Source organism: Microbacterium ulmi (assembly GCF_011759705.1).
GTDB lineage: Bacteria > Actinomycetota > Actinomycetes > Actinomycetales > Microbacteriaceae > Microbacterium > Microbacterium ulmi.
In genome coordinates, this window is sequence record NZ_JAAOZF010000002.1 from 738,985 (window position 1) to 761,047 (window position 22,063).

The window sequence follows — 22,063 nt, forward strand, 5'->3', positions numbered from 1 at the left end:
CTCCTCCGGCGGCTGTCGCCGGCGATATGCAAGCGCTTGCAGGAAATCCTCGACATCGACGCCGTGCGGGCCATAACCTCGCATGTATGGACAGCACGCTGGCGTGTCTCGCGGCATGGATGCCGAGACAGCGGTGGTACGCCGCGAAGGGGCGACCGCCGAGCCTCCGCCTCGTCGCGTGGTGGGACCTGCCCGCCGACGACGACGCGACCGTGCGCACGTTCCTCGTCGCGGATGAGGGCGCCCTCCCCGTCGTGCTCTACCAGATCCCCGTCGTCGCCCGTGCGACCGCGACGGTCGAGGCGTCCCCCGATCACGTCATCGGCAGTCCCGAGCCCGGAACGACCTTCATCGACGGCGCGTTCGACCCCGCCTACACGCGCGCGCTCCTCCGGCTCGTGACGGAGGGCGGGGAGGGCCACGGCCCCCGGACCGTCGCCGTCGGAGTGAAGACCCACCGCGGCGCCATAGACATCGCCGCACCCGCCCGCGTCCTCGCGGGCGAGCAGTCCAACACCTCCGTCATCTACCAGCCGGACGGTGCCGGCATGCCGGTCATCTGCAAGGTCTTCCGGCAGCTGCATCCGGGCCTCAACCCCGACATCGAGCTGCAGACGGCGCTCGCCGACGCGGGCTCCGCACACGTGCCGCGTGCCATCGGCTCCATCGCCGGGACATGGCCGGATGCGGCATCCCGCGACACGGTGGAAGGCTCGCTCGCCTTCGCCCAGGAGTTCCTGCCCGGCGTCGAGGACGCATGGCGGGTCGCCCTGCACTCCGCGGCCGCCGGCGATGACTTCACGGCGCACGCACGCGAACTGGGCGCCGCCACGGCGGACGTCCATCTCGATCTCGCGAAGCTGTTCCCGACCGTGACGACGGCTCCCGCCGACCGGGAGGCGACGGCGGCGACGTGGCAGCGACGGCTCGCGATCGCGATCGCCGAGGTCCCCACGATCGCCGATCGCCGCGAGGCGGTCGAGAGCGTGTACCGCCGTGCTCTCGAGGCCGACTGGCCGCCCCTCCAGCGCATCCACGGCGACTACCACCTCGGCCAGGTGCTGCGCTCTCCCGAGCGCGGCTGGATGCTCCTCGACTTCGAAGGCGAGCCGCTGCGGCCGATGGCCGAGCGGCGCAGCCCCGATCTCGCGCTGCGGGATGTCGCAGGGATGCTCCGCTCGTTCGACTACGTCGCGGGCTCCATCAGGCTCGACCACCCCGATCGCTCCGACGACCCGATGCTCGCGTGGGCACGGGCGGCGCGACAGGCGTTCCTCGACGGCTACGCACGGGTCGCGGGCGTCGACCTCGACGTCGACCGCACCCTGCTCGCGGCGCTCGAGCTCGACAAGGCCGTGTACGAGGCGATCTACGAGTCCCGGAACCGTCCTACCTGGGTCGCGATCCCGCTGCGGGCGATCGCACGTCTCGCCGGCGCGCCGACGCCCGCCGCCTAGCGAGCCGACCGCACCGACGTCTGCCTCGCGCCCCCGACCCGACGCGCCCCCGACCCGACGCGCCGACGCAGGCGCCGACATCGCGAGGCAGCCGTCGGAAGGCCGGCAGCGAGGCCCGCGCTCACTCGTCGAGCTCCGCCTCGTCGGGGTCGAGCTCCTCGTCGTCGGACTCGTCCGTCGTGCGGGCGTGCCAGGCGTCCCACTCGTCCATGAGGCGCTCGACGGCAGCGTGGAACCGCTCCGTCGCGGCCCCCGGCCTCGTGTCGCCGAAGTATCGGTGCACCCAGTGCTCGAGCCGTTCGACCGACTCAGGGTCGCCCAGCACCCGATCCGTCTCGGCGACGATGTCGGGGGCGGCCTCGGCATCCAGCCATTCGCACGCGGACAGGTAGCCGTGCGTGTCGATCGAGGCGCGCGGGTCCGCAGGGCGCGTGATCATGAGCGGCTTGTCTGCGGCGAGCCGGTCGTAGACCATCGCCGAGATGTCGACGACGGCGACATCCGCGGATGCGAGCTGCCATCCGAGCTCGGGCCCGTCGTCGAACACGTGCTGCGCGGCCGGATCGGCGAGGTTGGCCGCCCGAAGCGCGGCGACGATGCGCTTGTTCGCGGCGCCGTACTCGGCATCGACGACGCCGGAACGAGGATGCGGACGGTAGACCACGCGGTGCCGCCCGGTCGCGAGGAGGGCCGCGACGAGCTGCTCGCCGTGCGTGCGGATGGAGCCGTAGTGCGCCGACGGCCGGTCGCCCTCCCACGTCGGCGCGTACAGCACCACCGTGCGTCCGTCGGGAGTGTACGGCAGCGTGCCCGAGTAGTGGTCGGCCTGGGGACGCCCGATCTCGATGGTTCGCGCGTCGAGGTCGTAGTCCCACAGCACGCGCGCGAGACGCTCGCGCGCGGCATCCCCCGCGACGAAGGCGTAGTCGTACGCCTTGAACTGGTTCGTGGTCATGTACATCTTGTCGGACTCGCCGTGGTTGATGAACACGTGCCACCGGCGCCCGTAGCGGAACATCTGGAAGTTGCGGGTGTTCTGGTTCACGTAAAGGACGACCCGGATGTCCTGCTTCGCGATGAAGCGCTCGAGGTCTCGCACCGTCGGGACGAACGCGACGGGCAGCGCGTCCTCCCGTACGAGCGCCTGCGCACCGGTCGCGGCCCGGCTCAGCACGACGACGGGCCAGCGCTTCGCGAGCTCGGCGAGCGGGCGGTACCACTGCCGCATCTGGTACATGTTGACGACGCCGTCGGCGAAGTAGACGGCGACCGTGTAGTGGCGCTCCGGATGCGGCGGCCTCGCCGCGAGTGCGCGACGCACGTCGTTGACAGCGATGCGGTTGTCGACGGCCTTGCGAACGAGCGCGACGGCCTTGCGCGCATCCGAGACGATTGCCACGCTCCCACCCTATCGACGGCCCGGAACGAGCCGTTCGGGGTTCTGTCCAGGCTGACGTGAAAGGATCGACGCGTGCATGTCGTCGCGTCCGGACGCAAAGATGCGCCGGTCGTTCCCGCACGCGCCGGCGTCAGCTTCGTCATGCCCGTGCTCAACGAGCGCGCCTACCTCGCCCGCGCGGTCGCCACGGTGCTCGCGCAGGATGTCGACGGACCCATGGAGCTGATCCTCGCGCTCGGACCGTCGACCGACGGCACGACCGCGCTCGCCAGGGAGATCGCGCATGCAGACGACCGGATCGTCCTCGTCGACAATCCCGCCGCCGACATCCCCGTGGGTCTCAACCTGGCGATCCGCGCGGGCCGCTACCCGACGATCGTGCGGGTGGACGCGCACTCCGAGCTCGAGGCGGGCTACACGACGCGCGCCCTCGCGACCCTCGACCGTGTCCGCGCGGCGAACGTCGGCGGCGTCATGCGGGCGGACGGCCGCACGCCGTTCCAGCGCGCCGTCGCCCGCGCGTACAACTCCCCCGTTGGCCTGGGCGGCGGCGCGTACCACGGCGGAACGCAGGAGGGCGAAGCCGAGTCGGCATACCTCGGCGTCATGCGACGCTCCGTCCTCGACGAGGTCGGGCTCTTCGACGAGTCGATCCGACGAGGCGAGGACTGGGAGCTCAACCTGCGGATCCGACGCGCCGGCTACCGCGTGTGGTTCGATCCCGCCCTTGCCGTGACCTACTGGCCGCGCGAGAGCTGGAGCCGGCTGGCCCGCCAGTTCCGGGCGACCGGCCGGTGGCGGGGCGAGCTCGTGCGCCGTTTCGGCCGAGGCAACTCCGTCCGCTTCTTCGCGCCCCCCGCCCTGCTCGTCGCGATCGCGCTGAGCGTCGTCGTCGGGGTGCTGCAGGCGACGGGCGTCCTCGCGGGCTGGTGGGCGGTCGCGGCATCCGTCGTCTATCTCCCCGTCGCCGCGTACGTGCTCCTCGTCGCGGCGTGGGCGATCGGACCCGGCGGCGGCAGCGGATGGCGCGACAAGCTGTGGACGGCCGCCGTCCTGCCCACGATGCACCTGTCGTGGGGCGCCGGCTTTCTCGCGGGGGTCGCGGCCGGCGCGCACGACACCGTCGACACGTCGCGGCTCGGAGACCGCAACACGCCCCTGCCGTAGCGGCTACCGCTCGACGAACCCCTGGTCGAGGATGCGCGCGACGACGCGCTCCGCCGCGCGCCCGTCGTCACGCGCGTTGAACTTCTCGCGCCACAGCTCGTACTTCGCGGCGAACTCGGACGGATCTCCGCCGACGAGGGCCGCCACGAGCTCGTCCTGCGAGCGGACCACGGGCCCCGGCGCATGCTCGGCGAGGTCGAAGTAGAACCCGCGCAGCTCGCCGCGGAAGTGCTCGAGGTCGGGCACGAGGAAGTACATCGGCTTGCGCGTGACGCTGAAGTCGAACATGACCGACGAGTAGTCCGTGATGAGGGCGTCGGCGACCAGGAGCAGCCGCGACGTGTCGGGGAAGCCCGTCACGTCGATGACGCGCGGGCCCGCGGCATCCCGCCCCGGCTGGAGCGTGCGCGAGTGACCTCGCACGAGCACGACGGCATCCGTCGCGGCGGCGAGCGCCGCGGGGTCGAGGAAGTCGACCATCTCGGCCCTGTCGTCGCGCCACGTCGGCGCATAGAGCAGGACGCGCTCGTCCGGGCGGATGCCGAGGGACGCACGGGTCTGCGCGCCGTCGCCGCCCGTGAGCACGTCGTCGCGGGGATACCCCTCGACCCACACGGGACGCGTGAGGAATGCGTACGCCTTGCCGAGGATGCGCGCGGAGTACGGGTTCTGCGCGAGCAGGATGTTCCAGCGCCGCGACTCCTTGACGACCGCGGCGGCGCGCCGGGGCTCGAATCCGGGACGGTGCAGCGCGAGGCGCTTGAGCGGGGTGCCGTGCCACGTCTGCAGCACGATCTGCCCCCTGCGTCGCGAGAAGCGGCGGCGCAGCCAGTCGTTCACCACGAGGAGCCGCGCGGCTCCTCTGGCGCGCCACCAGTCGGGGCTGCCCTCGACGACGGCGATCGCGCCCTCGGGCACCTGCACGGAGAGGTCGACGACGCTCCAGTATCGCGTCACGCCCGGTGCGCGCCGAGCCAGCTCGCGGTCGATCGCGAGAGGATTGCAGCTCGCGTTGCGTCCGTAGAAGCTCTCGAAGAACACCGCGTTCTCGAGTCCGCCCGGCCGCGTCGCATAGCGCCGCTCGAGGGCGTCCTGGCCTTCGCCCGAGTCGTAGGCGGGGTCGATCGGCGGGCCGATCGTGACGGACCACCCCGACAGCGACGCCCGCAGGGTGCCGAGAAGCACGAGGGGCACGTCGGGGGGAGCTTCGATCTGCCCCGCGCCATCCGCGCGGACGACGCGAAGCTCGTACTCGCCGGCGGGAAGCGGCAGCTCGGGGCCGCCCCAGCGAGCCGCCCGCAGCCGGAGCGCCGCCTTCCACGTCCTGCCGCGACCCGTGACGGATGCCGCGACTCGCGCGCGGGCGCCCACGAGCTCGATCGAGTCCGGTCGCGGACCCTCGCCCGAGAGGATCAGGCTCGCCCCGCCGTCGGAGCTGAACCGGGCGTCGGTCATGTGGTTCCCTTCGTCTCGGCGGGAGGCTGCTCCCCCAGGCCCGCCAGGATGGCACGGTACACCCTGCAGGCGTTCTGTCCGTCGCGGAACGCATGCACGCGCGCGTCGAGGCTGCGCGCGCGTTCGAGACGCTCCTCGCGTGCCCCGTCGTCGCCGAAGGTCTCGTCGAGCCGCGCGACGGCGTCGGCCCACGTCGTCGACGCGTCGCCGCCCGCGACGTCCTCGAACCGCCCGTAGAAGCCCCGCCGCCGCGCGTAGGCCTCGACGTCGGGCGCGAGGAACACGACGGGCAGGGGCACGAGCGACGAGTCGAACACGAGGGACGAGTAGTCGGTCACGAGCGCGTCGAACCCCGGCAGGAGCGGCGTGACGTCGGCGACGAGGTCGCTGCCGAGCCCGCGGACTCGGTCGGTCGCGACAGGGGGTGCGTAGTCGCCCTCGCCGAGGTGGTGCGATCGGACCAGGAGCACGGCGTCCCGCCGCTCCAGCATGCCGAGGATCGCCGTCCACTCGTCGGCGGTCGGGACGGCAGGGTCGGGCTCGCCGTCGCGCCACGTCGGGGCGTACAGGACGAGCCTCGCGCCGGCGTCGACCCCGCCGACGGCCGCCTCGATGCCCGCGCGGGCGGCCGCGCGCCGCTCGGCGGCCGTGCCGCGAGCCAGCACGTCGACTCGCGGCTCGCCCGTGACGGGCACGCGTGCGTCGGGCAGCGCGAAGGCGGACTCGAGGCGCCCGCGCACGAGATGCGACGCGGCCGGCAGCACCGCGATCCGTCGCGCGGCGCCCCGGTAGAGCGCGGCCAGCAGACGCGAGAGGCCCGGCACGCGGCGCAGGATCGACGGCGCCCGCGTCGTCTCCGGCGAGTCGAGGCCGATCCTCTTGAGCGGGATGCCGTGCCACAGCTGAACGATGAAGGCGCCCGCCTGCGCGTACCGGTTCGCGTCGCCGAACCCGTGCGTCACGACGACGACGCGCGCGCGAGCGGTGCGCCAGAAGCCGCGGAGGGAGTACGCGGGAACGTGCGGGATGCCGCGGGCCGCGGCATCCTGAGCCTGACGGTGGTTCGCCACGAGCCAGACGGCAGGCCTGCCCTCGGCCGCGACGACCTCCCACAGCGCGAGCGCGCCGTCCGCGATGCCGACGGCGCACCCGAACACCCATTCGTCGCGCGTGCGCGGGATCACGAGGGTGGCGAGACGGCCTGCGAGGTAGAGCGGGATGCGGACGAGCTTGCTCAGGTTTCCCGCGCCGAACGAGAAGGACGCCACCCCGCGAGCCTATCGCGGGGCGGCGTCCTGTTCCCGAAGGGGCCTACTCCGTGGGGAGGGACCCCAGCGTCACGTCGACGGTCTGGGTCCGGCCGTCGCGCACGAACGTCACGGTGGCCTTGCTCCCTGCCGCGACGGCGCGCACCTGCGCCGTGAGGTCGGTCGCGTCGGTCACGGGCGTGCCGTTGAACGCCGTCACGGTGTCGCCGGGCTGGAGCCCCGCCGCGGCGGCGGCGCCGCCCGCCGTGATCTCCTTGATGTACGCGCCCGTGATCGTCGAGCCCTCGACGGATGCCGCGGCCTGCACTGTGGCCCCGAGCAGGCCGTGGGTCGCCGCGCCGTCGGCGATGATCTCGTCGCTGATGCGCTTGACGATGGTCGACGGGATCGAGAAGCCGACGCCGATCGAGCCGGACTCCCCGCCCGACCCGCCCGCCGTCGCGATCGCGACGTTGATCCCGATGAGCTTGCCCTCGGAGTCGACGAGCGCGCCGCCCGAGTTGCCGGGGTTGATGGCCGCATCGGTCTGGATGACCGCGATCTTGATCGTGTCGGCCGTCTGCTGCGGCGACTGGCCCTGGCCGAAGTCGAAGAAGAACGGGCCTTCCTGGCCGTTCTCCTGACCGCCCTCGTCGTCCTGCTCGCCGTCCTGTGCGCTCGAGTCGGGCGCGGCCGAGGACGCGATCTCGATCGAGCGGTTGAGGGCGCTCACGATGCCGGTCGTGACGGTGTTCGACAGACCGAGCGGCGCGCCGACGGCGACGGTCTGGTCGCCCACGTTGAGCTTCGACGAGTCGCCGAACCGGATCGGGGTGAGCCCCGACGCGTCCTCCAGCTTGATGACGGCGAGGTCGTACGTCGGGTCGGTGCCGACGACCGTCGCGTCGTATACCTGCCCGTCGGACGTCGTCACGCGGATCGCGGCATTGCCCGTGGCGCCGTCGAGGGTCACGACATGCGTGTTGGTGACGACGTAGCCGTCCTCCGTGAGCACGACGCCCGACCCCGTACCGCCGCTGGACCCGCTCGAGGCCGAGATCGTGACGACGCTCGGGACGACCTTGGCCGCGATCGCGGTCGTCTGGTTGACGGAGCCGGTGTCGTTGACCGTGACGGTCGCCGGCCCGCTCTGCGGAGCGGATGCCGTCGGCGCGAACAGCGCGAATCCTGCCGCCGAGCCGCCGAGGCCCGCCGCACCGCCGACGATGGCCGCCGCGACGAGGAGCCCCACGACCTTGCCCGCACCCGACTTCTTCTTCGTGTCGGTGCCCGCGGCCGCCTGCTGGCCGCCGAGGGGGAGGGTGGGCTGCGTCTGGCTCGCGCCGTACGGGGCTCCGCTCTGCCCGGAGGCCGCGGCGCCGAACGACGACCCGTACGGCGGCTGCGCCGGCTGGCCGGCGTATCCCTGCGGCCGCGGCGTGCCGTACGGCTGTCCGTAGCCCTGCGGCGGGTACGCGGGGTAGCCCTGCGGCCCTGCGACGCCGGGCTGCGCGGGGCTGCCGGGTTGCGGCGCGACGCCGGGCTGCGCGGGATTGCCGGGCTGCGGTGCGGCGCCTGCGGACTGCGCCGCGGCGTGGGCGGGCTGCGCGGGCACGGACGGCTGGCCGTAGCCGACCGCGTGCGGCGTCTGGGTGGGAGCGGGTGCCGCGGCGGCGGCATCCGGGCTCGCCGGAGTCGTCCCTGCGTCGCTCGTGGAATCTGCGGGGCCGTTGCCCTGGATGTCGCTCATCGTTGCTCCTTCTGACCAAGCGGTTACCACGATGCCGCGCATTGCTGTGGGTTTCTTATGCCGCGAGTGGGACTCGACTATGCGAGTAGCGTGAACCGGATGCGAGAGATTCCCGGCGCCTGGCGTCGCACCCTGGAAGGGGCGGGCCTCATCGGCGCCGACGGCTCGACACGTCCTACCATCTTCGCCGAGATGAGCGCACTCGCGGCGCACACGGGAGCGATCAACCTCGGGCAGGGCTTCCCCGACGAGGACGGGCCGTCCGAGGTGCTCGACGCAGCGCGCGCCGCGATCGCCCACGGCGTCAACCAGTATCCGCCGGGGCGCGGCATCCCCGATCTCCTGGCGGCCGTCGCCGAGCACCAGGAGCGCTTCTACGGCCTCCACCTCGATCCCGCCCGCGACGTGCTCGTCACCGCGGGCGCGACGGAGGCCCTCGCGGCGACCCTCCTGGCTCTCATCGACGGCCCCGATGACGAGGTCGTCGTGTTCGAGCCCTACTACGACTCGTATGCCGCGGTCATCGCCCTTGCGGGGGCGCGGCTCGTGACGGTTCCGCTGCGCTGGCCCGACTTCCAGCCGGATCTCGACGAGCTTCGGGATGCCGTGACCGACCGCACACGCGTCATCCTCGTGAACGACCCGCACAATCCCACGGGAGCCGTCTTCTCCCCCGACGTGCGCGCCGAGGTCGTGCGGCTCGCGAACGCGCACGATGCGATCATCGTGACGGACGAGGTCTACGAGCACCTCGTCTTCGACGAGCCGCACGTGCCCATCGCGACGCTTCCGGGAGCGTGGGACCGCACGCTCACGATCTCGTCCGGCGGCAAGACGTTCTCGACCACGGGCTGGAAGATCGGGTGGGTGTGCGGTCCGTCCGACCTCGTCGACGTCGTGCTCGCGGTCAAGCAGTGGCTCACGTACGTCAATGGGGCGCCCTTCCAGCCCGCGATCGCGACGGGCCTCAGGCTTCCCGGCGAGTACTTCGACGGGATCGCCGCGACCCTGCGCGCCAAGCGCGACCTCCTCGGCGCGGGCCTCTCGGCCGCGGGCTTCGACGTGTCGGTCCCCGCAGGCTCGTACTTCACCGTCGTCGATGCGGCGCCGCTCGGGGCGACGGATGCCGCGGCCTTCTGCCGCATGCTCCCCGCGCGTGCGGGGGTCGTCGCGATACCGCTCACGGCCTTCGTGACGCCCGCACGAGCCGGGGACTACGCGACTCTCGTGCGGTTCGCGGCGTGCAAGCGCGTCGAGGTGCTCGAGGAGGCGGCATCCCGCCTCGCGGATCTCCGCTGAGGCCGCCAGGGGTCATCGTCCTCAGCGGGCGGTCACGCGAAAGCGCCGGAGCGCGAGGGCAGGATTGACGCGCCGCACGCGCTCGACGGCCGCCTGATCGAGATGTGCGACCGCGACGTCGGTCGCTGTGCCCACCGCGGCGATCTCGACCCCCTGAGGATCGACGATCATCGACGCGCCGACCCCCAGCGGCGGCGGGTGGTCGGCGGCCGCGACGAACACCGTGTTCTCGATCGCGCGCGCGTGCACGAGCGTGCGCCAGTGGTGCTCCTTGAGCGGCCCGCGCACCCACTCGGCCGGAACGAGGAAGACATCCGCCCCGGCATCCGCGAGCAGGCGCCCCACCTCGGGGAACCTCAGGTCGTAGCAGGTCATGAGGCCGAACCGGAGCCCCTCGACCTCGAACGTCTCCGGTTCGGCGAGCTCGCCGGGCTCGACCCAATCGGACTCGCGCTGGCCGAACGCGTCGTAGAGGTGCAGCTTGCGATAGCGCGCCCGCACACCGTCGGCGGCGACCGCGACGACGGTGTTGCGGACGCGCCGCCCGTCTCCGCCGCGTTCGAGCAGACCCGCGACGACGACCAGACCGTGCTCGGCGGCGATGCGCGCGAGAGCCGAGGTGAACGGGCCGTCGACCTCCTGGGCGTGCGCGGCGAGAGACTCGTCGAACAGGTCGACGAAGTAGCTCGAGTACTCCGGGAACACGACGACGCGCGCTCCGCGCTGCGCCGCCGTCGAGGCGAGCTGCGCGATGACCTCGAGGTTCGCCTCCGTGTCGGCGGCGGGAGCGAACTGGGCGACGGCGACGGCGGTCATCGAGGACTCCTCGCGAAGTGACGGGCACGGATGACGGCGGGGGCGATGAGCCACAGAGTCGCCAGCACCGCCAGAAGCATGGCGATGGCGATCCAGGATGCCGCGTCTCCCACGACGACGTCGAAGACGAACCCGACGACCCCCACGAGGAGGATCGCGACCGTCACGAGCGAGGTCACGAGCGCCGCGTGCCCGTACGCGACGACGACCTCCTTGGCCCGGCGCCGGAAGAGCACGCGGTGGAGAGCAACGGGGGCGAGGGCGACGATGGCGCTCAGCGCCGACAGCACGATGAGGATGAGGTAGACGAGACGCTGGCCGTTCGACAGATCGCGGAACGCCGGCTGGAACGCGAGTGCGAGCAGGAAGCCCGTGAGGATCTGGGTGCCGGTCTGCATGACGCGCAGCTCCTGCAGCACCTCGCTCCAGTTGCGGTCGGCCCGCTCCGCGGGCGTCTCGTCACGCCCGTCGTCGAGATCGTGGGTCGCGGGATCGGGCATGGTTCATCCTCGCCCGTGCCGGATGCCGTGGCAAGCGCGGGCGGCGGCCCTTGCTCGCCGCGGCGGCACAACCCGGCCGCCGCCCGGGACCCCCAGACGCAGGTTCGCGGGCGCCGATCCACGGACGACATGAAGAAGGCCCGGTCCTTCGGACCGGGCCTTCTTCATTCGTTGCGGGGACAGGATTTGAACCTGCGACCTCTGGGTTATGAGCCCAGCGAGCTACCGAGCTGCTCCACCCCGCGGCACATCTAAAGCCTATCACGGCTCGGAGCGGGGATCGTCCACGGGCCCCTCCTGCGGGTTCAGCCGCCCAGTGCCAGCAGCTCCTGCACGGCCGCCGTCAGCCGCTCGTCCGCCTCGGCGAACGCCGCGAGATCGCCCGACTTGAGGGCTGCGTCTCGATCGAGCATCGCCTGGCGCGCCGTCTCGAGCGCCGCCTGGAACTCGGCGCTCGCACCGGTGTCGCCCTCGTCGGGCGGCGACGAGCCCGGGCGGGTCGGCTCGGGAGACGGAGTGACGTCGCCGTCACCGGCATCCGCCCCCGAATCGCCCCCGAACAGCACGTCGAGCGCGTCGTTGAGGGTGTCCTCGAACGCGACGGCGTTGCCGAACGACACCAGGATCTTCTGCAGCGTCGGCAGCTTCGTGCCGCCCGAGGACTGCACGAACACCGGCTGCACGTACAGGAGGCCGCCGCCGACGGGAAGCGTCAGCAGGTTGCCCTTGAGAACCTCGGAGTCACCCTGCTTGAGGATGTTGATGAAGGCCGAGACGCTCGGATCGGCGTCGAACGTGTTCTGCACCTGCCCCGGACCCGGAACGGGAGTCTCGGCGCTGATCTCCAGCATCCTGAGCTTGCCGTAGTCGGGACTTCGCACGCCGGACTGGTCGCCCGCGTTGGAGTCGACGGCGAGATAGCCCATGAGCACGTTGCGCGCGTTCCCGCCCTCGGACGATGGGATGAACGACGTGAACATCGAGTACGTCGGGGCGGTCTGCCCGGGCATCTGCATCGTCAGGTAGTACGGCGGCTGCAGACGCGTGGCGTTCTGCGGGTCGTTCGGCGTCTCCCACGCGTTGTCGCGCTGGATGAACGACTGCGCGTCGTCGACGTGGTACACGCCGAGCATCGCGCGCTGCACCTTGAACAGATCTGTCGGGTACCGCACGTGGCTCATGAGGTCGGCCGACATGTCGGAGACCGGCTTGACGGTCGCGGGATAGACCTTCTGCCATGCCTGCAGCACGGGGTCGGTGGTGTCCCATGCGTAGAGAGTGACCTTGCCGTCATACGCGTCGACGGTCGCCTTGACCGAGTTGCGGATGTAGTTGATGTTGTCGAGCGCGAAGCGCGGCGCGGTGTTGTTCGAGTCCGCGATCGCCGCCGACAGCGATACGACGGAAGAGTACGGGTAGTTGGCGCTCAGCGTGTAGCCGTCCACGATCCACACGATCCGTCCGTCCACGACGCTCGGGTACGGGTCGCTGTCGAGCTCGAGGTAGGGAGCCGCCTTCTGCACCCGCGTGATCGGATCGCGGTCGTAGAGGATCTGCGAGTCCTCGTTGACGGCATCCGAGAAGAGGATCTGCTCGGACTGGAACTTGAGCGCGTAGATGAGGCGGTTGAACACGCTGCCGATGCTCGGACCGCCGTCGCCCGTGAAGGTCGTCTTCGTCTCGTTCGAGCCGCCGTCCGAGCCGGACGGATAGTCCAGCTCGATGTCGCGCGTCCCCCCGGGGGCCCCGACGATCGAGTACGTCGGCGACTTCTCGCCGAAGTACACGCGCGGCTCGAACTTCTCGCTCGAGGTCAATGCTCCGGCCGCAGGGATGCCGCGCTCGAAGAACTCGGGGTTGCCGTCGGCCGTGCGGGCGTTGCCCTTCGCCGCGACCAGACCGTAGCCGTGCGTGTAGACGAGGGTCGTGTTGTACCAGTTCGTCGCGCCGGCGCCGAGCTGGGCGAGGTTGAGCTCGCGGACCGAGACGACAGCGTCCTGCGACTGACCGTCGATCTCGTAGCGGTCGACGTCGAGCGGATCCTGGAACTGGTAGTACGACCGGTACTGCTCGAGCTGGCGGACGGTCGGGCTGATGATCGCGGGGTCCATGATGCGGATCTGCGCCGTCGTCTCGGCGTCTGCGCGCAGGGCGCCGGCCTCGGCATCCGTCCTCGCCTCGAAGTCGCTCTTCTCGAGCCCGTCGATCCCGAACGCGACCTTCGTCCCATCGAGATTGCGCTGGTAGTACTCGCTCTCGAGCGTGAGAAGGTTCGGGCGCACCTGGACGGTGTTGACGAACCACGGATAGCCGATGCCGACGACGATCGCCGAGACGATGAGCAGGGCCGTCGCGATGAGCGGGTAGCGCCAGCGGCCGATGAGGGCCGTGACGAAGAAGAGCACGGCGACGACGACCGCGATGATCGCGAGGATCGTCTGCCCCGGGATGACCGCGTGGGTCTCGGTGAAGCCCGGACCCGTGATGCGGCCGATGCCGCCGGGTTCGACCAGCGTCTTGAAGCGATCGAGCCACAGGCTCGCAGCCTGCACGAGGAGGTACAGGCCCGCGATGACGGCGAGCTGGATGCGGGCCGACTTGGAGATGCGCAGCTCGCGCTGGCCCACGCGCACCGACCCGTACAGGTAGGAGACGACGACCGTCATGAGCAGGCACACCAGCAGCACGGCCGACACGAAGCCCAGCAGCGACCCCCAGAACGGCATCGCGAACAGGTAGAAGCCCGTGTCGAGGTGGAACTGAGGATCTGTCACGGGCGTCTCGACGCCGTTGAACCACAGCCACGTGGTCTCCCACTGCGCGGAGGCGGCGAACCCCGCGAAGAAGCCGAAGAAGACGGGGATCCCCCACATCGCGAGACGGCGCAGCGGCTCGACGACCTCCTGGTACCGGTCCAGCTGCGAGCTCAGGCGCGCGTAGACGGGCCGCAGGCGATAGGCGAGCTGGATCGCGAGCCACACGGGCACCCCCATCCCGAGGAACCCGACGAGGAACATCAGGATGCGCGCCGTCCACTGCGTGAGCAGCACCGAGGAGTATCCGAGCTGGTCGTACCACAGCCAATCCGCGTAGAGGTTCGCGAACACGAAGAACGCGACGATCACCGCCGCGATGATCGCGATCGAGATGGCGATGATACGGCGGGTGCGGGAGGGCGTGGCCTGGTTCGGCGCTGACGTCGTGGTCACCGTCTCATCCTAGGCGGGCGAGATCTGGGGGTTGCCTGTAGGAACCCTAGGAACGTCGTGCGCCCCTCATCCGGCCGTGCACGTCGGCAGCGCGTCGAGGTCGCCGTCATCGCGGATCGCCTCGAGCACGTCGAGCGCGTCGTCGAGCTCGGAGACGGAGAAGACGCGCAATCCGGTCGGCACGTGCCCGACGACCTCCGCGCAGTTCGTCTCGGGGGCGAGGAAGTAGGTCGCGCCGGCGTCGACGGCACCCCACATCTTCTGACGGATGCCGCCGATCGGCCCCACCGTCCCGTCTGCGGAGATCGTCCCTGTGCCCGCGACGTTCGCGCCGCCGTTGAGCTCGCCGGGAGTGAGGGTGTCGATGATGCCGAGCGCGAACATCATGCCCGCCGACGGGCCGCCGACGTTGTTGAGCTGGATCGTGACCTGGAACGGGAACTCGTAGTCGTGCAGGAGCGTGATGCCGAGCAGGAGCGTCGACTCGCCCTCGACCTCGCTCTCGCGCGGCGTGACCGACAGCGTCAGCTCGTCGCCGTCGCGCTCGACGACGAGCTCGACGGGGTCGCCGCCGCCCTCGTTCACGATCTCCCGGAGGGATGAGGCATCCGTCACGGGCCGGCCGTCCGCCGACAGGATGACGTCGTCCTTCTCGAGGATCCCATCGGCCGCGGAGTCGTCGAGCACCGAGTAGACCGTGACCCTCGCGTCGATGTCGTACCCGAGCTCGGTCAGGGCGGCGGCCGTGGCCTCCTTCTGCGAGTCGACCATGTCGGCCGCGCTCTGCTCGTTGCGCTCCTCGGTCGTCTGCCCGACGGGGAAGACCGCGTCGATCGGCAGGACGGCGCGACTCGGCTGGAACCATGCGGCGGCGAGCTCGAACCACGAGGGGGTCCGTTCGCGGTTGCCGACGACCTGGACGGTCAGAAGATCCAGCGACCCCTCCGTCGGGTACGTCGTGGCACCGTCGATGGAGATGAGAGGCACCTGCTCGCCGTCGGACGTCGTCGCCTCGCCGAGGGTGTTGTAGACCGGCCCCGGCTGCTGGATGACGTACGCGGTGGGCAGGAACGTCATGACCAGCAGGAGGATCAGGGCGACCGAGAGGGACCACATGCCCGCGATCGTGCCTCTGGAGAGGGTGCGACGCGGGGACGGGGTGACCTCCACGTTCTCATCGAACAGCGCCAAGGACGGCCTTTCTCTCCGGGATGCGCGGTCGTTCGCGACCGGCGTACAGCGATCGAGTCGCGTCCGGGAGGAGCGATGATCCGTGCGACTAGCGTAGGACGGGACGGACAGGCACGTCTGAAAGGCGGCTGAAGTGGCGGACGACGATCGCAGCCCCGAAGAGGAGTTCCAGGAGCTCATGCGCCAGCTGTTCGGCGGCGAAGCCGGGGGGCTCGATCCGGAGCAGCTCGAACGGCTGACGGGCCTCGGCATCGACCCGGCCATGATGCAGACCGTCATGCAGCACCTCCAGGGCGCGTTCGCGGGCGCCGACGGCGGCATCTCGTGGGACCTCGCGCAGCGGCAGGCGCTGCACATCGCGAACCAGGACGGCCTCGGCGTCACCGACGGGCAGAGGTCCGACCTCGATCAGGCGTTCTCCCTCGCCACGCTCTGGCTGAGCGAGGCGACGAGCATCTCGGAGCTTGCACAGCCGCCGAAGACGCTGACCCGCGGCGGATGGGTCGAGGCGACCCTCCCGGTCTGGCAGGAGCTCGCCGAGCCCGTCGCGACGAGCATCGCGGACGCCCTCACGAGCGCGCTGCGCGATCAGGCGCCCGAAGAGATGCAGGGGCTCGTGCAGGGGGCCGGTCGGCTCATGCGCACCGTCGGCGGATCGCTCTTCGCGACGCAGCTCGGCCAGGTCGTGGGCAGGCTCTCGAAGGAGGTCGTGAGCGGAGGGGATGTCGGCATCCCGATCCTGCCGGCGGGAGAGGCCGCGATCCTGCCGCAGAACTTCGCGGACTTCGGCCGCGATCTCGAGATCCCGGAAGACCAGCTCGCGCTGTACATCGCGACACGCGAACTCGCGCACGCCCGCCTCTTCCGCCACGCCAAGTGGCTGCGTCTGCACGTCATCTCGCAGGTGACGGACTTCGCGCGCGGCATCCATGTCGACACGAGCGCGCTCGAAGACCTCGCGTCGCGGTTCGACCCGTCCGAGCCGGAGGAGCTGCGCAAGGCGCTCGAGAGCGGCGCCCTGCTCCCCCAGCGCTCGGAGGCGCAGACCACGGCGCTCACGCGGCTCGAGAACCTCCTCGCGTCGATCGAGGGCTGGGTCGACGTCGTGACGGCAGAGGCGACGTCGCGGCTGCCCTCCGCCGAGCGGATCGCCGAGGCGGTCCGGCGGCGCCGCGCCGTCGGCGGCCCCGCCGAGCAGGCGCTCGGGTCGCTCGTCGGTCTCGAGCTGCGCCCGCGCCGCATGCGCGAGGCGGCCGCGATGTGGCGCGCCGTGACGGATGCCGTCGGCGTCGCCGCGCGCGATGCGCTCTGGGACTACCCCGACCTCATGCCCACGTCGGAGGACATCGACGACCCCGCCGCCCTGGTCGCACGCCTGGAGGCGCGGGCACGCGGCGAGGAGCCGGTTCGCGACGAGTTCGACGACGCTCTCGCGGCGCTGCTGGCGGGCGAGGACGGCGGGCCCGCGGATCCCGAGGCGGGCGACGGCGGCGGGCCCGCGGAGCCCGACGACGCCGCGGAGCCGGATGACGCGCCGGAAGGTCCCCGTCCGGTCTAGGCGATCCGCGACTTGGCGCTCCGCGTCCGGTCTATGCCGCCGGGCCCGCCGCCCGGCTCGGAGCTCCGCCGCCGGTCCATGCAGCCGGCTCGCGCCGGCTCCTCCACAGGCGAGCGAGAGGCCGTCCGCACTCGCCCGCCGTTGTGGACAACCCGTCCCACCGCCCGCGGCGGCTCCATGATCGGGGCATGCCGCGACTCGACCCCGCTCATCCGCCGCTCTGGCGCACCCCGACGACGCTCCAGTTCGGCGTCGATCCCGTCGCGATCGTGGTCGAGCCCGAGCCGTGGCAGGAGAGGCTCGTCCGCGAGCTCGAGAAGGGCATCCCGGATGCCGCGCTCGAACCCGTCGCGACGGCCTTCGGCGCTCCCCCCGGGGCGGGCGAGCGGTTCGTGCAGCGGATCGCCCGCGCGCTCGAGATGCCGCGCGCACGGCGCGGAGGGCGCGTCGTCGTGCAGACGCCCGACGGGTTCCCGGCATCCTCGGCCGACGCGTTCGCGCAGGCCATGGCCGACGCCGGCTTCGACGTCCGGCGCGAGACATGGTTCGACGTCGGATGGTCGCACGATCCCGACGACGCTCCTGTCGTGGTGCTCGCGCACCATCTCGTCGAGCCGCGGCGCGCCGCCGCGCTGATGTCGCGAGACGCCGTGCACCTGCCCGTCGTGTTCACGGGCGACGCGGTCGAGCTCGGCCCGCTCGTCCGTCCAGGACGGACGGCGTGCCTCGCCTGTGTCGCCGCGCATCGGCGCGACGCCGATCCCGCGTGGCCGCTTCTCGCCGCCCAGCTGCTCGGACGCCCGTGCCCCGATGCGGGACGCACGACGTTCGTCGAGGCGGGAATCGCCGCGGCGGGTCTGCTCAACGACGCCGAGCAGAGCCCTGAGGTCCGGATCGCGCACTCGGTGACGCTGCGCGCCGGCTCGCTGCGGCGGACGACGAGATCGCACCGCCCGCACGCAGCGTGCCGCTGCCGATCTCTCGAAGGAATCGCGACGCCGATCGCTCGCGCGGTCCCCGCGCCCACGACAGCGAGAGCGTTCGCCCGGCCCGCGTGATGCCGACATACGCGAGCCGGCGCTCCTCGTCGACCTGCTCGAAGGTCGTCGCGTAGCTGATCGGGAGAAGCCCCTCGGCGATGCCCACGAGATGGACGTGGTCCCATTCCAGACCCTTGGCCGCATGGAGCGTCGCGAGCGTGACGGTGCGCATCGCGGGCTCGTCCTGCGTCTTGGCCCGCGCCATGAGCTCGTCCGTGAACGCGCGCAGGGTCGTGCCGTCGGGCGCCTCCTCCGCGAGCCGCAGCAGCGCGCCGCGCGCCTCCCACGCGTCGCGCAGCGCCCCTCCCGCCTCGGGCGGCTCATCGCTCAGCCCCCGCGAGCGCAGGATGTCGCGGACCGTCTGGACGAACCCCGTCTCGATCGGCGCGACGGTCGCTGCGCGCAGCTCCATGACGGCCTGGCGCACCTCGGGGATCTCGAAGAATCGACGCCCGCCGAGCACCGTCGCGGCGATCCCCGCGTCGGCGAGCGCACGCAGCAGCTCCGCCGACTGGGCGTGCGAACGGTAGAGCACCGCGATGCGGCGCGGATCGACGCCGCCCGCCAGCTGCGCCGAGATGCGCATGGCGACGCCGCGTGCCTCCGCCTCGTCGTCGGCGAACTCCGTCACCTCGGGCACGACCCCCGGCTCGTCGCGCGCCGAGACGAGCTCCAGCGCTCCCGGACGGTCGCGCATGAGCGCGTTCGCGACCGCGAGGATCGGGGCATCCGACCTGTGGTTCGTCTCGAGGCGCACAACGCGCGCGTCCGCATGCTCACGCGCGAACTCGAGGAGGTAGCGTGCGTCGGCGCCGGCGAAGGAGTAGATCGTCTGGCTCGCGTCCCCGACGACGCACAGGTCGCGTCGGTCGCCGACCCACAGCTCGAGAAGGCGATGCTGGAGCGGAGAGACGTCCTGGTACTCGTCGACCGTGAAGTGGCGGTACTGCTCGCGGACGGCCTGCGTCACCTGCGGCTCCGCCTCGAGCATCCCCGCGCACGCGAGGAGGACGTCCTCGAAGTCGAGCTGTCGCCGTTCGTCCTTGAGCCGCTCGTAGGCACGCTGGAGGTCGACGACGCGCGAGATGTCGAGCCTGCCGATCCCGTGCGGGCGCGCCGCGGCGTACGCGTCGACGCTGCGCATCGTGATCTTGCGCCACTCGATCGCACTCGCCACGTCGCGAAGGGTCGCGGTGTCGGGATCGATTCCGAGGCCGTCGGCGGCGTGCGCGAGCAGGCGCACCTTGTTGTCGACGATGCCGGGGGCGGAGTCGCCCGCGAGCGTCGGCCAGAAGAAGTTCAGCTGCGCGAGCGCGGCCGCGTGGAACGTCCGCGCGGCGACGCCTTCGACGCCCAATGCGCGCAGCCGGCCGCGCATCTCCCCCGCCGCCTTCGCTGTGAAGGTCACCGCCATGACCCGCCCCGGCGAGTACGCGCCCGTGTCGACGCCGTGCGCGATGCGGTGCGTGATGACGCGGGTCTTGCCCGTGCCGGCGCCTGCGAGCACCACGAGGGGACCTCGCAGAGTCGTCACCGCCTCGAGCTGCTGCGGGTCGAGATCGCGCAGGGCGCCGCTCATGCGTTCGCGTGCCAATCCGAGATCAGGCGGTGGGCGATCGACGCCCGCCCCGGGAGCAGGATGTCGCCGCCCCCTGCGAGCGCTTCGCCGATCTCCTCGCGGTCGAACCATCGCACGTGCGCGATCTCGTCTCCGTCCGCCCGCGCCGACTCGTCGTCGACGGCCGTCGCGAGGAATCCGAGCATGAGCGAGCGAGGGTACGGCCACGCCTGAGACCCGCGATAGCGGACCTCCACGAGGTCGATGCCCGCTTCCTCCCGCACTTCGCGTGCCACGGCGGCTTCGAGCGACTCACCTGCCTCGGCGAAGCCCGCGAAGCACGAGTACCGGTTGTCCTCCCACAACGAGTTGGAGCCGAGGAGAAGCCGATCGGGATGCCGCGCACTCGTGATCGCGACGATCACGGCGGGATCGGTGCGGGGGAAGTGCTCGCGCCCGCACGACGGGCACCGCCGCGACCACCCGGACTGGCGCAGCATCGTGAGCGCGCCACAGGCCGGGCAGAACGGGGCGTCGAGCAGCCAGCGGCCGAGGCTCAGGGCTTCGACGAAGGCCCCGGCATCCGTCCCCGAGAGGGAGCCCCCCACGGCGCGCAGGCTCGCCCATCCCGAGGGTGCGGCGAAAGGCTCGGACTCCCGCTTCGGGATCACCGCCGCGACGACGGCGGCGCCGTTCGCGTCGCGGCCGAGGAAGGCCCACTCCGCGTCGCGGGGGGCTCGTTCCGGCTCGACATAGAGCAGCGAGCCGGGCCCCGAGAGAGGTGCCGCGTCGCCCGACAGCACGAGCACGCGCGTGCGGGGATCCGCGCGCAGCGCGTCGAGCAGCCCCTCCGCCGTGCGCTCGTCGGCCGCACGATCGAGACCGGCCCGGGCCAGCGGAGCCGGCTCGGTGGGCACTTGCGCCGTCATCGCGGACCTCTCTGCATCAGTCGGCGCGCCAGGGCGTGGCGCGGCGGCGCACGCGCGCGCCCGACCTACCCTGGGCTCATGGCACGCTCACCCCTCACTCTAGCCGCGTCCGTGACATCGGCTCTGCCTCGGGCGGGGGTCGTCGCGGCGGGTGTCCTGACGGAGGGCTCGGCCGGCAGATTCGACTCCGCCGTCGCGGATCTCTCGGACGGCCGCCGCGTCGTCGTGCGCGCTCCTGCAGACGCCGACGCAGGAGCCGAGCTCGCGGCCGAGGTCCGAGCGCTGCGCGCGCTGACCCCCGGAGTCCGTGCACTGCTCCCGTTCCGCGCCCCCGAGCTGCTCGGCGAGTCGGGGATCGGCGAGGCCCGCGCAGTCGTGGTCGACTTCCTCCCCGGCTATCGCGTCGACGCCGCTCATGTTCCCGGCGGCCCAGGAGCTGCGACCTCGATCGGCGAGGCGCTCGCTGCCCTGCACGCGCTGCCGCTGTCGATCGTCCGCGCCGAGGGGCTTCCCGTCCGCACGCCCCAGCAGGTCCGCGACGACGTCGCCCGCGTCGTCGAACGGGCGGCGGCCACCCGCTCCCTGCCCGCGACGCTGCGCACCCGCTGGCTGCGCGCCCTCGCGGCAGACCGCCTGTGGCGGTTCGAGCCCGCCGTCGTGCAGGGCGGCGCGGGCGCGGCATCCTTCCTCTTCGAGGACGCCGACGAGGTGCCCAGGGTGACAGGGATGCTCGAGTGGCACGGGCTCTCGGTCGGCGACCCGGCGACCGATCTGCAGTGGCTCGCATCCGCTCCCGACGCGGCGGACGACGTCTACGAGGCGTATGCGGCGTCCAGTCAGCGCGCGCCCGACCCGCTTCTGCGCGAGCGCTCGCGGCTGTACGCCGAGCTCGAGTTCGCGAAGTGGCTCGTGCACGGGCACGACTCGGCCCGAAAGGACATCGTGGAGGATGCCACGGCCCTGCTCGAGTCGCTGGCCGACGGCGTCCACGGAGAGGACCTCGTTCCCGACGACCTGCTCGACGTCGACGACGCGATCGCCCTCCTCGACCGGGTCCCCGCCGCCTCCGCCGGCGAGGTCGACACCTCGATGCAGACCGACGCCTACGATCCCGAAGAGCTCGCGCTGTGGATCGCGACCGAGGTCGACGCCTCAGACGCCCCGGCCGCAACCCCTCCCGCCGCGGAATCCCCCGACGCAGCCCCCGTCGCCGCCTTCGACGCCGACGACACCTCCACGGCGCCCATCAGGCTGCCGGTCGCACAGGCCGAGCCGGAGGCGATCGACGTCCACGGCTCGCCGGAGGATGCCGCGGCCGAGGCGTCGCGGGCCGCCGACGCGGCGCTGCGCCGCTGGACCGGCACCGACCGCTGATCCCCAGCCCTCGCGGCGGACGTGCAGCGGCATCCCGGCGATCCGTGCCGTCTGGGCGGTCCGTGCCGTCCCGACCATCCGTGGCGTCCCTGCCATCCGTGGCATCCCGGCGAT

15 protein-coding genes and 1 tRNA gene are annotated in these 22,063 nt (G+C 71.9%); 5 read left to right on the forward strand and 11 right to left on the reverse strand.

The features are described 5' to 3' along the window. The first annotated feature begins 86 nt into the window (after positions 1-86). On the forward strand, positions 87-1,457 hold the full coding sequence (locus FHS08_RS16205; protein ID WP_167041544.1) for a maltokinase N-terminal cap-like domain-containing protein: 1,371 nt from the start codon (positions 87-89) through the stop codon (positions 1,455-1,457). 121 nt (positions 1,458-1,578) lie between these two features. Here the strand turns inward: FHS08_RS16205 and FHS08_RS16210 are convergent, their stop codons facing one another. Then, positions 1,579-2,856, reverse strand: coding sequence for a CDP-glycerol glycerophosphotransferase family protein (locus FHS08_RS16210; protein ID WP_167041547.1), 1,278 nt, complete (start codon positions 2,854-2,856; stop codon positions 1,579-1,581). Positions 2,857-2,928: 72 nt separating this feature from the next. Between FHS08_RS16210 and FHS08_RS16215 the strand changes: the two genes are divergently transcribed. Then, a complete protein-coding gene (locus tag FHS08_RS16215) occupies positions 2,929-4,023 on the forward strand; it encodes a glycosyltransferase family 2 protein (protein ID WP_481822779.1) in 1,095 nt (364 codons plus the stop codon). 3 nt (positions 4,024-4,026) lie between these two features. Here the strand turns inward: FHS08_RS16215 and FHS08_RS16220 are convergent, their stop codons facing one another. From FHS08_RS16220 to FHS08_RS16230, 3 genes are read right to left on the reverse strand one after another with little or no spacing between them, the layout of a single operon-like run. Then, positions 4,027-5,478, reverse strand: a complete 1,452-nt coding sequence (locus FHS08_RS16220; protein WP_167041550.1) for a CDP-glycerol glycerophosphotransferase family protein — start codon at positions 5,476-5,478, stop codon at positions 4,027-4,029. Then, positions 5,475-6,746: a CDP-glycerol glycerophosphotransferase family protein gene (locus FHS08_RS16225; RefSeq protein WP_167041554.1), complete on the reverse strand. Its 1,272-nt coding sequence runs from the start codon at positions 6,744-6,746 to the stop codon at positions 5,475-5,477. The genes FHS08_RS16220 and FHS08_RS16225 overlap by 4 nt, the downstream gene beginning before the upstream one ends. A gap of 43 nt (positions 6,747-6,789) precedes the next feature. Continuing rightward, complete coding sequence (locus FHS08_RS16230; RefSeq protein ID WP_167041557.1) at positions 6,790-8,475, reverse strand: trypsin-like peptidase domain-containing protein; 1,686 nt, start codon at positions 8,473-8,475, stop codon at positions 6,790-6,792. A gap of 99 nt (positions 8,476-8,574) precedes the next feature. On the opposite strand from FHS08_RS16230, the gene FHS08_RS16235 reads away from it, so the two are divergent. After that, positions 8,575-9,774, forward strand: a complete 1,200-nt coding sequence (locus FHS08_RS16235; protein WP_167041561.1) for an aminotransferase class I/II-fold pyridoxal phosphate-dependent enzyme — start codon at positions 8,575-8,577, stop codon at positions 9,772-9,774. Between the two features lie 21 nt (positions 9,775-9,795). Here FHS08_RS16235 and FHS08_RS16240 read toward each other — a convergent pair whose 3' ends face one another. The 5 genes from FHS08_RS16240 to FHS08_RS16260 all read right to left on the reverse strand — a co-directional run bounded on the left by FHS08_RS16240 (position 9,796) and on the right by FHS08_RS16260 (position 15,490). Continuing rightward, a complete protein-coding gene (locus FHS08_RS16240; RefSeq protein ID WP_167041564.1) occupies positions 9,796-10,590 on the reverse strand; it encodes a carbon-nitrogen hydrolase family protein in 795 nt (264 codons plus the stop codon). Next, the gene (locus FHS08_RS16245; RefSeq protein ID WP_167041567.1) at positions 10,587-11,090 is read right to left on the reverse strand and encodes a DUF6328 family protein; all 504 of its coding nucleotides are present in this window, start codon (positions 11,088-11,090) and stop codon (positions 10,587-10,589) included. Before FHS08_RS16245 ends, FHS08_RS16240 begins: the two co-directional genes overlap by 4 nt. 171 nt (positions 11,091-11,261) lie before the next feature. Then, positions 11,262-11,335, reverse strand: a tRNA-Met gene (locus FHS08_RS16250). A 60-nt stretch (positions 11,336-11,395) separates the two neighbouring features. Then, positions 11,396-14,299: a UPF0182 family protein gene (locus FHS08_RS16255; protein WP_167041570.1), complete on the reverse strand. Its 2,904-nt coding sequence runs from the start codon at positions 14,297-14,299 to the stop codon at positions 11,396-11,398. A gap of 66 nt (positions 14,300-14,365) precedes the next feature. Beyond that, the gene (locus tag FHS08_RS16260; RefSeq protein ID WP_170283292.1) at positions 14,366-15,490 is read right to left on the reverse strand and encodes a YlbL family protein; all 1,125 of its coding nucleotides are present in this window, start codon (positions 15,488-15,490) and stop codon (positions 14,366-14,368) included. 133 nt (positions 15,491-15,623) lie between these two features. Between FHS08_RS16260 and FHS08_RS16265 the strand changes: the two genes are divergently transcribed. Continuing rightward, complete coding sequence (locus FHS08_RS16265) at positions 15,624-17,048, forward strand: zinc-dependent metalloprotease (RefSeq protein WP_167041576.1); 1,425 nt, start codon at positions 15,624-15,626, stop codon at positions 17,046-17,048. An 861-nt stretch (positions 17,049-17,909) separates the two neighbouring features. Here FHS08_RS16265 and FHS08_RS16270 read toward each other — a convergent pair. Both FHS08_RS16270 and nudC read right to left on the reverse strand, forming a co-directional pair. Continuing rightward, entirely contained in the window at positions 17,910-19,667 is a 1,758-nt protein-coding gene (locus FHS08_RS16270; protein ID WP_167041579.1) for an ATP-dependent helicase, read from the reverse strand. Beyond that, positions 19,664-20,575 carry an NAD(+) diphosphatase gene (nudC, locus tag FHS08_RS16275; RefSeq protein WP_167041582.1) on the reverse strand — a complete coding sequence of 304 codons (912 nt, stop codon included), beginning with the start codon at positions 20,573-20,575 and terminating at the stop codon, positions 19,664-19,666. The genes FHS08_RS16270 and nudC overlap by 4 nt, the downstream gene beginning before the upstream one ends. A 78-nt stretch (positions 20,576-20,653) precedes the next feature. Here nudC and FHS08_RS16280 point away from each other — a divergent pair, with 78 nt between their 5' ends. After that, the gene (locus FHS08_RS16280) at positions 20,654-21,949 is read left to right on the forward strand and encodes a protein kinase family protein (RefSeq protein WP_167041585.1); all 1,296 of its coding nucleotides are present in this window, start codon (positions 20,654-20,656) and stop codon (positions 21,947-21,949) included. Positions 21,950-22,063: the final 114 nt, after the last annotated feature.